13 protein-coding genes are annotated in these 11,618 nt (G+C 51.1%); all 13 read left to right on the forward strand.

Translation table 11 applies throughout. The features are described 5' to 3' along the window. The first annotated feature begins 99 nt into the window (after positions 1 to 99). The 13 genes from asnC (at position 100) to BEB42_RS16620 (ending at position 11,550) form a co-directional block, all read left to right on the forward strand. Positions 100 to 558 (forward strand): transcriptional regulator AsnC, encoded by a 459-nt coding sequence (asnC, locus tag BEB42_RS16560; RefSeq protein WP_000432970.1) that lies wholly within the window; start codon positions 100 to 102, stop codon positions 556 to 558. 89 nt (positions 559 to 647) lie between these two features. Beyond that, a complete protein-coding gene (gene mioC / locus BEB42_RS16565) occupies positions 648 to 1,091 on the forward strand; it encodes an FMN-binding protein MioC (protein ID WP_000763737.1) in 444 nt (147 codons plus the stop codon). 378 nt (positions 1,092 to 1,469) lie between these two features. Further along, the gene (mnmG, locus tag BEB42_RS16570; RefSeq protein WP_000499784.1) at positions 1,470 to 3,359 is read left to right on the forward strand and encodes a tRNA uridine-5-carboxymethylaminomethyl(34) synthesis enzyme MnmG; all 1,890 of its coding nucleotides are present in this window, start codon (positions 1,470 to 1,472) and stop codon (positions 3,357 to 3,359) included. A gap of 63 nt (positions 3,360 to 3,422) precedes the next feature. After that, entirely contained in the window at positions 3,423 to 4,046 is a 624-nt protein-coding gene (gene rsmG / locus BEB42_RS16575) for a 16S rRNA (guanine(527)-N(7))-methyltransferase RsmG (RefSeq protein WP_000932856.1), read from the forward strand. Positions 4,047 to 4,662: 616 nt separating this feature from the next. Beyond that, a complete protein-coding gene (gene atpI / locus BEB42_RS16580) occupies positions 4,663 to 5,043 on the forward strand; it encodes a F0F1 ATP synthase subunit I (protein WP_000116699.1) in 381 nt (126 codons plus the stop codon). 8 nt (positions 5,044 to 5,051) lie between these two features. Next, positions 5,052 to 5,867, forward strand: a complete 816-nt coding sequence (gene atpB / locus BEB42_RS16585) for a F0F1 ATP synthase subunit A (protein WP_000135618.1) — start codon at positions 5,052 to 5,054, stop codon at positions 5,865 to 5,867. Positions 5,868 to 5,913: 46 nt separating this feature from the next. Continuing rightward, on the forward strand, positions 5,914 to 6,153 hold the full coding sequence (gene atpE, locus BEB42_RS16590; protein WP_000429386.1) for a F0F1 ATP synthase subunit C: 240 nt from the start codon (positions 5,914 to 5,916) through the stop codon (positions 6,151 to 6,153). Positions 6,154 to 6,214: 61 nt separating this feature from the next. Then, positions 6,215 to 6,685 carry a F0F1 ATP synthase subunit B gene (gene atpF, locus BEB42_RS16595; protein WP_001052219.1) on the forward strand — a complete coding sequence of 157 codons (471 nt, stop codon included), beginning with the start codon at positions 6,215 to 6,217 and terminating at the stop codon, positions 6,683 to 6,685. A gap of 14 nt (positions 6,686 to 6,699) precedes the next feature. Further along, positions 6,700 to 7,233: a F0F1 ATP synthase subunit delta gene (atpH, locus tag BEB42_RS16600; protein ID WP_001288587.1), complete on the forward strand. Its 534-nt coding sequence runs from the start codon at positions 6,700 to 6,702 to the stop codon at positions 7,231 to 7,233. Positions 7,234 to 7,245: 12 nt separating this feature from the next. Beyond that, a complete protein-coding gene (atpA, locus tag BEB42_RS16605; RefSeq protein ID WP_001176745.1) occupies positions 7,246 to 8,787 on the forward strand; it encodes a F0F1 ATP synthase subunit alpha in 1,542 nt (513 codons plus the stop codon). Between the two features lie 50 nt (positions 8,788 to 8,837). Further along, positions 8,838 to 9,701, forward strand: a complete 864-nt coding sequence (gene atpG, locus BEB42_RS16610) for a F0F1 ATP synthase subunit gamma (RefSeq protein WP_000896498.1) — start codon at positions 8,838 to 8,840, stop codon at positions 9,699 to 9,701. A gap of 26 nt (positions 9,702 to 9,727) precedes the next feature. Further along, positions 9,728 to 11,110, forward strand: coding sequence for a F0F1 ATP synthase subunit beta (gene atpD / locus BEB42_RS16615; protein WP_000190506.1), 1,383 nt, complete (start codon positions 9,728 to 9,730; stop codon positions 11,108 to 11,110). A gap of 20 nt (positions 11,111 to 11,130) precedes the next feature. Continuing rightward, positions 11,131 to 11,550 (forward strand): F0F1 ATP synthase subunit epsilon, encoded by a 420-nt coding sequence (locus BEB42_RS16620; RefSeq protein WP_001251965.1) that lies wholly within the window; start codon positions 11,131 to 11,133, stop codon positions 11,548 to 11,550. Positions 11,551 to 11,618: the final 68 nt, after the last annotated feature.

An 11,618-nucleotide genomic window follows, 5' to 3' on the forward strand; every position in this document is an offset into this window, starting at 1 on the left:
ACATGCAATAATCATTCAATAAAAAGCCTCACACACTTTTGATTCATTAAAAAAGAAGGCTAAAATAGAATGATTCTTCAATCTGCATAAGAAAATCCTATGGAAAATTATCTGATCGACAATCTGGACCGCGGCATCCTGGAAGCATTAATGGGTAATGCGCGTACCGCTTACGCCGAACTGGCGAAACAATTTGGCGTCAGTCCGGGGACAATTCACGTTCGTGTAGAGAAAATGAAGCAGGCGGGGATCATTACCGGGGCGCGCATTGATGTCAGCCCTAAACAGCTTGGTTATGACGTAGGCTGCTTTATCGGCATTATATTAAAGAGCGCCAAAGACTATCCTTCCGCGCTGGCAAAGCTGGAAAGCCTCGATGAAGTCACTGAAGCCTATTACACAACTGGCCACTACAGCATCTTTATCAAAGTGATGTGCCGTTCGATCGATGCTCTCCAGCATGTACTTATCAACAAGATCCAAACAATTGATGAAATTCAGTCCACCGAGACACTGATCGTCCTGCAAAACCCGATCATGCGTACCATTAAGCCATGATCAGCTTTTTTAATCCCATACTTTTCCACAGGTAGATCCCAACGCGTTCACAGCGTACAATACGCCACTCTTAATAAAGGTGGCGGTTTATGGCAGATATCACTCTTATCAGCGGCAGCACCCTCGGCGGTGCCGAATATGTGGCAGAACACCTGGCTGAAAAGCTGGAAGAGGCGGGTTTTACCACCGAAACGCTGCACGGTCCGCTGTTGGAAGATTTATCTGCCTCGGGGATCTGGCTGGTTATCAGCTCAACCCACGGTGCCGGAGATATTCCGGACAACCTTTCTCCTTTCTATGAAGCATTGCAGGAACAGAAGCCCGATCTTTCTGCGGTCTGCTTTGGCGCTATCGGTATTGGCAGTCGTGAATATGACACCTTTTGTGGGGCTATCGATAAACTCGAGGCAGAACTCAAAAATTCCGGTGCAAAACAGACAGGCGAAACACTGAAGATCAACATCCTTGATCACGACATTCCGGAAGATCCGGCAGAAGAATGGCTGGGATCGTGGATTAATTTACTCAAATAAGTATACAGATCGTGCGATCTGTTGTGGATAACTCTGTCAGGAAGCTTGGATCAACCGGTAGTTATCCAAAGAACAACCGTTGTTCAGTTTTTGAGTTGTGTATAACCCCTCATTCTGATCCCAGCTTATACGGTCCAGGATCACCGATCATTCACAGTTAATGATCCTTTCCAGGTTGTTGATCTTAAACGCCGGATCCTTGTTATCCACAGGGAAGTGCGATCCTAATAAGAGATCACAATAGAACAGATCTCTAAATAAATAGATCTTCTTTTTAATACTCAGGATCCCAGGTCTTTCTCAAGCCGACAAAGTTGAGTAGAATCCACGGCCCGGGCTTCAATCCATTTTCATACCGCGTTATGCGAGGCAATCACCATGTTTTATCCGGATCCTTTTGACGTCATCATCATTGGCGGGGGTCATGCAGGCACCGAGGCCGCGATGGCCGCGGCGCGTATGGGTCAACAGACTCTGCTTTTGACACACAATATCGACACTCTGGGGCAGATGAGCTGCAACCCGGCGATCGGCGGTATTGGGAAGGGACATCTGGTAAAAGAAGTGGATGCACTCGGCGGCCTGATGGCTAAAGCGATCGATCAGGCTGGTATCCAGTTTAGGATACTAAACGCAAGCAAGGGACCGGCAGTTCGCGCTACCCGAGCTCAGGCGGATCGTGTGCTCTACCGTCAGGCGGTACGTACGGCGCTGGAGAACCAACCGAACCTGATGATCTTCCAGCAGGCGGTTGAAGATCTTATTGTCGAAAACGATCGCGTGGTCGGTGCTGTTACCCAAATGGGACTGAAGTTCCGTGCCAAAGCCGTCGTGCTCACCGTTGGGACGTTCCTCGACGGTAAAATTCATATCGGTCTGGATAACTACAGCGGTGGCCGTGCTGGTGATCCGCCGTCCATTCCGCTCTCTCGCCGTTTGCGTGAACTGCCGCTGCGCGTTGGTCGTCTGAAAACCGGGACACCGCCGCGTATTGATGCTCGAACCATCGACTTTAGCGTGCTGGCGCAACAGCATGGCGATAACCCAATGCCGGTATTCTCGTTTATGGGCAATGCGTCCCAGCATCCACAGCAGGTGCCGTGTTATATCACCCATACCAACGAGAAAACCCATGACGTGATCCGCAGTAACCTCGATCGCAGCCCAATGTACGCAGGGGTAATCGAAGGTGTTGGCCCACGCTACTGTCCGTCGATCGAAGACAAAGTCATGCGCTTCGCCGACAGAAATCAGCATCAGATCTTCCTTGAACCGGAAGGGCTGACCTCTAACGAAATTTATCCGAACGGTATCTCCACCAGCCTGCCGTTCGATGTGCAGATGCAAATCGTCCGCTCCATGCAGGGGATGGAAAACGCGAAGATCGTGCGTCCGGGTTATGCCATTGAGTATGACTTCTTCGATCCACGCGACCTGAAACCGACGCTGGAGAGCAAGTTTATCCAGGGGCTGTTCTTTGCTGGTCAGATTAACGGCACTACCGGTTACGAAGAAGCCGCTGCGCAAGGTTTGCTGGCCGGTCTTAACGCTGCCCGTCTGTCTGCTGACAAAGAAGGTTGGGCTCCGGCGCGTTCTCAGGCGTATCTCGGCGTACTGGTTGATGACCTGTGCACTTTAGGAACCAAAGAACCGTATCGTATGTTTACCTCGCGCGCAGAATATCGTCTGATGCTGCGCGAAGATAATGCAGATCTGCGTTTGACTGAAATCGGTCGTGAACTGGGCCTGGTGGATGACGAACGTTGGGCGCGCTTTAACGAGAAACTTGAGAATATCGAGCGTGAGCGTCAGCGTCTGAAATCGACCTGGGTAACCCCGTCGGCGGAAGCTGCAGCCGAAGTGAATGCTCACCTGACTGCGCCACTTTCCCGTGAAGCCAGTGGTGAAGATCTGCTGCGTCGTCCGGAAATGACTTATGAAAAATTAACCATGCTGACGCCTTTTGCCCCTGCGTTGACAGACGAACAGGCGGCGGAACAGGTTGAGATTCAGGTTAAATACGAAGGTTATATTGCGCGCCAGCAAGATGAGATCGAAAAGCAGCAGCGTAACGAGAATACCTTGCTGCCAGCGACGCTGGATTACCGCCAGGTATCCGGTCTTTCTAACGAAGTGATCGCCAAACTTAACGATCACAAACCGGCTTCTATCGGTCAGGCTTCGCGTATTTCTGGCGTCACGCCTGCTGCCATCTCCATTCTACTGGTGTGGCTAAAAAAACAGGGTATGCTGCGTCGTAGCGCATAACGCATTAAAAATGCCTGGTAAGCACCCGCTTACCGGGCTACGCATCAAGAACAGGTAATCACCGTGCTCAACAAACTCTCCTCTCTGCTGAAAGACGCAGGAATTTCGCTTACCGATCACCAGAAAAACCAGCTAATTGCCTACGTGAATATGCTGCATAAATGGAATAAAGCGTACAACCTGACTTCGGTCCGCGATCCTAATGAGATGCTGGTACGCCATATTCTCGATAGCATTGTGGTGGCACCGTATCTGCAAGGTGAACGGTTTATCGATGTCGGCACCGGACCAGGACTGCCTGGCATTCCACTCTCTATCGTGCGTCCTGAAGCCCATTTCACGTTGTTGGATAGCCTTGGTAAACGCGTGCGTTTCCTTCGTCAGGTGCAACATGAGCTTAAACTGGAGAATATTGAGCCAGTACAGAGCAGGGTAGAAGAGTTTCCTTCTGAGCCGCCATTTGATGGCGTAATTAGCCGCGCCTTTGCCTCTCTGAACGATATGGTGAGCTGGTGCCACCATCTTCCTGGTGAGCAAGGTCGTTTCTACGCGCTGAAAGGCCAAATACCGGAAGATGAAATCGCTTTGTTGCCCGAAGAATATCAGGTCGAATCAGTGGTTAAACTTCACGTTCCGGCCCTGGATGGCGAACGTCATCTGGTGGTGATTAAAGCAAATAAAATTTAATTTTTATCAAAAAAAACATAAAAAAATGACCGGTTAGACTGTTAACAACAACCAGGTTTTCTACTGATATAACTGGTTACATTTAACGCCACGTTCACTCTTTTGCATCAACGAGCTAACGTGGCTTTTTTGGGTAAGCAGAAAATAAGTCAGCAGTGAAAATATCAGGCTGCTAAAAATCGGCGCTAAGAACCATAATCATCTGTTAAAACATTATTAAAAATGTCAATGGGTGGTTTTTGTTGTGTAAATGTCACTTATTAAAAGAGTGTCTGTTTTTGGACTTAAATATCATAAACTTGCAATGGCATCATTTGCCAAGTAAATAAATATGCTGTGCGCGAACATGCTCAATATGTGATCTGAAGCACGCTTTATCGCCAGTGTTTACGCGTTATTTACAGTTTTTCATGATCGAACAGCGTTAGCAGAAAAGTCGCAATTGTATGCACTGGAAAAATATTTAAACATTTATTCACCTTTTGGCTACTTATTGTTTGAAATCACGGGGGCGCACCGTATAATTTGACCGCTTTTTGATGCTTGACTCTAAGCCTTAAAGAAAGTTTTATACGACACGCGGCATACCTCGAAGGGAGCAGGAGTGAAAAACGTGATGTCTGTGTCGCTCGTGAGTCGAAACGTTGCTCGGAAGCTTCTGCTCGTTCAGTTACTGGTGGTGATAGCAAGTGGATTGCTGTTCAGCCTCAAAGACCCCTTCTGGGGCGTCTCTGCATTAAGTGGAGGCCTGGCAGTCTTTCTGCCTAACGTTTTGTTTATGATATTTGCCTGGCGTCACCAGGCACATACACCAGCGAAAGGCCGGGTGGCCTGGACATTCGCATTTGGCGAAGCTTTTAAAGTTCTGGCGATGTTGGTGTTACTGGTGGTGGCGTTGGCGGTTTTAAAGGCGGTATTCTTGCCGCTGATCGTTACGTGGGTTTTGGTGCTGGTGGTTCAGATACTGGCACCGGCTGTAATTAACAACAAAGGGTAAAAGGCATCATGGCTTCAGAAAATATGACGCCGCAGGATTACATAGGACACCACCTGAATAACCTTCAGCTGGACCTGCGTACATTCTCGCTGGTGGATCCGCATAACCCCCCAGCCACCTTCTGGACAATTAATATTGACTCCATGTTCTTCTCGGTGGTGCTGGGTCTGTTGTTCCTGGTTTTATTCCGTAGTGTAGCCAAAAAGGCGACCAGCGGCGTGCCAGGTAAGTTTCAGACCGCGATTGAGCTGGTGATCGGCTTTGTTAATGGTAGCGTGAAAGACATGTACCATGGCAAGAGCAAGCTGATTGCTCCGCTGGCCCTGACGATTTTCGTCTGGGTATTCCTGATGAACTTGATGGACTTACTGCCTATCGACCTGCTGCCGTACATCGCTGAACATGTACTGGGTCTGCCGGCACTGCGTGTGGTTCCGTCTGCGGACGTGAACGTAACGCTGTCTATGGCACTGGGCGTATTTATCCTGATTCTGTTCTACAGCATCAAAATGAAAGGCATCGGCGGCTTCACGAAAGAGTTGACGCTGCAGCCGTTCAATCACTGGGCGTTCATTCCTGTCAACTTAATCCTTGAAGGGGTAAGCCTGCTGTCCAAACCAGTTTCACTCGGTTTGCGACTGTTCGGTAACATGTATGCCGGTGAGCTGATTTTCATTCTGATTGCTGGTCTGTTGCCGTGGTGGTCACAGTGGATCCTGAATGTGCCGTGGGCCATTTTCCACATCCTGATCATTACGCTGCAAGCCTTCATCTTCATGGTTCTGACGATCGTCTATCTGTCGATGGCGTCTGAAGAACATTAATTTACCAACACTACTACGTTTTAACTGAAACAAACTGGAGACTGTCATGGAAAACCTGAATATGGATCTGCTGTACATGGCTGCCGCTGTGATGATGGGTCTGGCGGCAATCGGTGCTGCGATCGGTATCGGCATCCTCGGGGGTAAATTCCTGGAAGGCGCAGCGCGTCAACCTGATCTGATTCCTCTGCTGCGTACTCAGTTCTTTATCGTTATGGGTCTGGTGGATGCTATCCCGATGATCGCTGTAGGTCTGGGTCTGTACGTGATGTTCGCTGTCGCGTAGTAAGCGTTGCTTTTATTTAAAGAGCAATATCAGAACGTTAACTAAATAGAGGCATTGTGCTGTGAATCTTAACGCAACAATCCTCGGCCAGGCCATCGCGTTTGTCCTGTTCGTTCTGTTCTGCATGAAGTACGTATGGCCGCCATTAATGGCAGCCATCGAAAAACGTCAAAAAGAAATTGCTGACGGCCTTGCTTCCGCAGAACGAGCACATAAGGACCTTGACCTTGCAAAGGCCAGCGCGACCGACCAGCTGAAAAAAGCGAAAGCGGAAGCCCAGGTAATCATCGAGCAGGCGAACAAACGCCGCTCGCAGATTCTGGACGAAGCTAAAGCTGAAGCAGAGCAGGAACGTACTAAAATCGTGGCCCAGGCGCAGGCGGAAATTGAAGCCGAGCGTAAACGTGCCCGTGAAGAGCTGCGTAAGCAAGTTGCTATCCTGGCTGTTGCTGGCGCCGAGAAGATCATCGAACGTTCCGTGGATGAAGCTGCTAACAGCGACATCGTGGATAAACTTGTCGCTGAACTGTAAGGAGGGAGGGGCTGATGTCTGAATTTATTACGGTAGCTCGCCCCTACGCCAAAGCAGCTTTTGACTTTGCCGTCGAACACCAAAGTGTAGAACGCTGGCAGGACATGCTGGCGTTTGCCGCCGAGGTAACCAAAAACGAACAAATGGCAGAGCTTCTCTCTGGCGCGCTTGCGCCAGAAACGCTCGCCGAGTCGTTTATCGCAGTTTGTGGTGAGCAACTGGACGAAAACGGTCAGAACCTGATTCGGGTTATGGCTGAAAATGGTCGTCTTAACGCGCTCCCGGATGTTCTGGAGCAGTTTATTCACCTGCGTGCTGTGAGTGAGGCTACCGCTGAGGTAGACGTCATTTCCGCTGCCGCGTTGAGTGAACAACAGCTCGCGAAAATTTCTGCTGCGATGGAAAAACGTCTGTCACGCAAAGTTAAGCTGAATTGCAAAATCGATAAGTCTGTAATGGCAGGCGTTATCATCCGAGCGGGTGATATGGTCATTGATGGCAGCGTACGCGGTCGTCTTGAGCGCCTTGCAGACGTCTTGCAGTCTTAAGGGGACTGGAGCATGCAACTGAATTCCACCGAAATCAGCGAACTGATCAAGCAGCGCATTGCTCAGTTCAATGTTGTGAGTGAAGCTCACAACGAAGGTACTATTGTTTCTGTAAGTGACGGTGTTATCCGCATCCACGGCCTGGCCGATTGTATGCAGGGTGAAATGATCTCCCTGCCGGGTAACCGTTACGCTATCGCACTGAACCTCGAGCGTGACTCTGTAGGTGCGGTTGTTATGGGTCCGTACGCTGACCTTGCCGAAGGCATGAAAGTTAAGTGTACTGGCCGTATCCTGGAAGTTCCGGTTGGCCGTGGCCTGCTGGGCCGTGTGGTTAACACTCTGGGTGCACCAATCGACGGTAAAGGTCCGCTGGATCACGACGGCTTCTCTGCTGTAGAAGCTATCGCCCCGGGCGTTATCGAACGTCAGTCCGTAGATCAGCCGGTACAGACCGGTTATAAAGCCGTTGACTCCATGATCCCAATCGGTCGTGGTCAGCGTGAATTGATCATCGGTGACCGTCAGACCGGTAAAACCGCACTGGCAATCGATGCCATCATTAACCAGCGCGATTCCGGTATCAAATGTATCTATGTCGCTATCGGCCAGAAAGCGTCCACTATTTCTAACGTGGTACGTAAACTGGAAGAGCACGGCGCACTGGCTAACACCATCGTTGTGGTAGCAACCGCGTCTGAATCCGCTGCACTGCAATACCTGGCGCCGTATGCCGGTTGCGCAATGGGCGAATACTTCCGTGACCGCGGTGAAGATGCGCTGATCATTTACGATGACCTGTCTAAACAGGCTGTTGCTTACCGTCAGATCTCCTTGCTGCTCCGTCGTCCGCCAGGACGTGAAGCATTCCCGGGCGACGTATTCTACCTCCACTCTCGTCTGCTGGAGCGTGCTGCGCGTGTTAACGCCGAATACGTTGAAGCCTTCACCAAAGGTGAAGTGAAAGGGAAAACCGGTTCTCTGACCGCGCTGCCGATTATCGAAACTCAGGCGGGTGACGTTTCTGCGTTCGTTCCGACTAACGTAATCTCCATTACCGATGGTCAGATCTTCCTGGAAACCAACCTGTTCAACGCCGGTATTCGTCCTGCGGTTAACCCGGGTATCTCCGTATCCCGTGTTGGTGGTGCAGCACAGACCAAGATCATGAAAAAACTGTCCGGTGGTATCCGTACCGCTCTGGCACAGTATCGTGAACTGGCAGCGTTCTCTCAGTTTGCATCCGACCTTGACGATGCAACACGTAAGCAGCTTGACCACGGTCAGAAAGTGACCGAACTGCTGAAACAGAAACAGTATGCGCCGATGTCCGTAGCGCAACAGTCTCTGGTTCTGTTCGCAGCAGAACGTGGTTACCTGGCGGATGTTGAACTGTCGAAAATCGGCAGCTTCGAAGCCGCTCTGCTGGCTTACGTCGACCGTGATCACGCTCCGTTGATGCAAGAGATCAACCAGACCGGTGGCTACAACGACGAAATCGAAGGCAAGCTGAAAGGCATCCTCGATTCCTTCAAAGCAACCCAATCCTGGTAACGTCTGGCGGCTTGCCTTAGGGCAGGCCGCAAGGCATTGAGGAGAAGCTCATGGCCGGCGCAAAAGAGATACGTAGTAAGATCGCAAGCGTCCAGAACACGCAAAAGATCACTAAAGCGATGGAGATGGTCGCCGCTTCCAAAATGCGTAAATCGCAGGATCGCATGGCGGCCAGCCGTCCTTATGCAGAAACCATGCGCAAAGTGATTGGTCACCTTGCACACGGTAATCTGGAATATAAGCACCCATACCTGGAAGACCGCGACGTTAAACGCGTAGGCTACCTGGTGGTGTCGACCGACCGTGGTTTGTGCGGTGGTTTGAACATTAACCTGTTCAAAAAACTGCTGGCGGAAATGAAGACCTGGACCGACAAAGGCGTTCAATGCGACCTCGCAATGATCGGCTCAAAAGGCGTGTCGTTCTTCAACTCCGTGGGCGGCAATGTTGTTGCCCAGGTCACCGGCATGGGGGATAACCCTTCCCTGTCCGAACTGATCGGTCCGGTAAAAGTGATGTTGCAGGCCTACGACGAAGGCCGTCTGGACAAGCTTTATATTGTCAGCAACAAATTTATTAACACCATGTCTCAGGTTCCGACCATCAGCCAGCTGCTGCCGTTACCGGCATCAGATGATGATGATCTGAAACATAAATCCTGGGATTACCTGTACGAACCCGATCCGAAGGCGTTGCTGGATACCCTGCTGCGTCGTTATGTCGAATCTCAGGTTTATCAGGGCGTGGTTGAAAACCTGGCCAGCGAGCAGGCCGCCCGTATGGTGGCGATGAAAGCCGCGACCGACAATGGCGGCAGCCTGATTAAAGAGCTGCAGTTGGTATACAACAAAGCTCGTCAGGCCAGCATTACTCAGGAACTCACCGAGATCGTCTCGGGGGCCGCCGCGGTTTAAACAGGTTATTTCGTAGAGGATTTAAGATGGCTACTGGAAAGATTGTCCAGGTAATCGGCGCCGTAGTTGACGTCGAATTCCCTCAGGATGCCGTACCGCGCGTGTACGATGCTCTTGAGGTGCAAAATGGTAATGAGCGTCTGGTGCTGGAAGTTCAGCAGCAGCTCGGCGGCGGTATCGTGCGTACCATCGCAATGGGTTCCTCCGACGGTCTGCGTCGCGGTCTGGATGTAAAAGACCTCGAACACCCGATCGAAGTCCCGGTAGGTAAAGCGACTCTGGGCCGTATCATGAACGTACTGGGTGAACCGGTCGACATGAAAGGCGAGATCGGTGAAGAAGAGCGTTGGGCGATTCACCGCGCAGCACCTTCCTACGAAGAGCTGTCAAACTCTCAGGAACTGCTGGAAACCGGTATCAAAGTTATCGACCTGATGTGTCCGTTCGCTAAGGGCGGTAAAGTCGGTCTGTTCGGTGGTGCGGGTGTAGGTAAAACCGTAAACATGATGGAGCTTATTCGTAACATCGCGATCGAGCACTCCGGTTACTCTGTGTTTGCGGGCGTAGGTGAACGTACTCGTGAGGGTAACGACTTCTACCACGAAATGACCGACTCCAACGTTATCGACAAAGTATCCCTGGTATATGGCCAGATGAACGAGCCGCCGGGAAACCGTCTGCGCGTTGCACTGACCGGCCTGACCATGGCTGAGAAATTCCGTGACGAAGGTCGTGACGTTCTGCTGTTCGTTGACAACATCTATCGTTACACCCTGGCCGGTACGGAAGTATCCGCACTGCTGGGCCGTATGCCTTCAGCGGTAGGTTATCAGCCGACTCTGGCGGAAGAGATGGGCGTTCTTCAGGAACGTATCACCTCCACCAAAACTGGTTCTATCACCTCCGTACAGGCGGTATACGTACCTGCGGATGACTTGACTGACCCGTCTCCGGCAACCACCTTTGCGCACCTTGACGCAACCGTGGTACTGAGCCGTCAGATCGCGTCTCTGGGTATCTACCCGGCTGTTGACCCGCTGGACTCTACCAGCCGTCAGCTGGACCCGCTGGTGGTTGGTCAGGAACACTACGACACCGCGCGTGGCGTTCAGTCCATCCTGCAACGTTATCAGGAACTGAAAGACATCATCGCCATCCTGGGTATGGATGAACTGTCTGAAGAAGACAAACTGGTGGTAGCGCGCGCTCGTAAGATCCAGCGCTTCCTGTCCCAGCCGTTCTTCGTGGCAGAAGTATTCACCGGTTCTCCGGGTAAATACGTCTCCCTGAAAGACACCATCCGTGGCTTTAAAGGCATCATGGAAGGCGAATACGATCACCTGCCGGAGCAGGCGTTCTACATGGTCGGTTCCATCGAAGAAGCAGTGGAAAAAGCCAAAAAACTTTAACGCCTTAATCGGAGGGTGATATGGCAATGACTTACCACCTGGACGTCGTCAGCGCAGAGCAACAAATGTTCTCTGGTCTGGTCGAGAAAATCCAGGTAACGGGTAGCGAAGGTGAACTGGGCATTTACCCGGGCCACGCACCGCTGCTCACCGCCATTAAGCCTGGTATGATTCGCATCGTGAAACAGCACGGTCACGAAGAGTTTATCTATCTGTCTGGCGGCATTCTTGAAGTGCAGCCTGGCAACGTGACCGTTCTGGCCGACACCGCAATTCGCGGCCAGGATCTCGACGAAGCGCGAGCCATGGAAGCGAAACGTAAGGCTGAAGAGCACATTAGCAGCTCTCACGGCGACGTAGATTACGCTCAGGCGTCTGCGGAACTGGCCAAAGCGATCGCGCAGTTGCGCGTTATCGAGTTGACCAAAAAAGCGATGTAACACCGGCTTGAAAAGCACAAAAGCCAGTCTGGAAACAGGCTGGCTTTTTTATATGTATTTTGCTGATT

Origin of the sequence: Escherichia sp. MOD1-EC5990 (assembly GCF_002965285.1) — a bacterium.
Lineage (GTDB): Bacteria > Pseudomonadota > Gammaproteobacteria > Enterobacterales > Enterobacteriaceae > Escherichia > Escherichia coli_F.

Bases quoted from the DNA above. Each gene is read 5' to 3' on its own strand.
- asnC (WP_000432970.1), top strand. From the start codon at position 100: ATGGAAAATTATCTGATCGACAATCTGGACCGCGGCATCCTGGAAGCA.
- mioC (WP_000763737.1), top strand. From the start codon at position 648: ATGGCAGATATCACTCTTATCAGCGGCAGCACCCTCGGCGGTGCCGAA.
- mnmG (WP_000499784.1), top strand. From the start codon at position 1,470: ATGTTTTATCCGGATCCTTTTGACGTCATCATCATTGGCGGGGGTCAT.
- atpI (WP_000116699.1), top strand. From the start codon at position 4,663: ATGTCTGTGTCGCTCGTGAGTCGAAACGTTGCTCGGAAGCTTCTGCTC.
- atpB (WP_000135618.1), top strand. From the start codon at position 5,052: ATGGCTTCAGAAAATATGACGCCGCAGGATTACATAGGACACCACCTG.
- atpE (WP_000429386.1), top strand. From the start codon at position 5,914: ATGGAAAACCTGAATATGGATCTGCTGTACATGGCTGCCGCTGTGATG.
- atpH (WP_001288587.1), top strand. From the start codon at position 6,700: ATGTCTGAATTTATTACGGTAGCTCGCCCCTACGCCAAAGCAGCTTTT.
- atpA (WP_001176745.1), top strand. From the start codon at position 7,246: ATGCAACTGAATTCCACCGAAATCAGCGAACTGATCAAGCAGCGCATT.
- atpG (WP_000896498.1), top strand. From the start codon at position 8,838: ATGGCCGGCGCAAAAGAGATACGTAGTAAGATCGCAAGCGTCCAGAAC.
- atpD (WP_000190506.1), top strand. From the start codon at position 9,728: ATGGCTACTGGAAAGATTGTCCAGGTAATCGGCGCCGTAGTTGACGTC.
- BEB42_RS16620 (WP_001251965.1), top strand. From the start codon at position 11,131: ATGGCAATGACTTACCACCTGGACGTCGTCAGCGCAGAGCAACAAATG.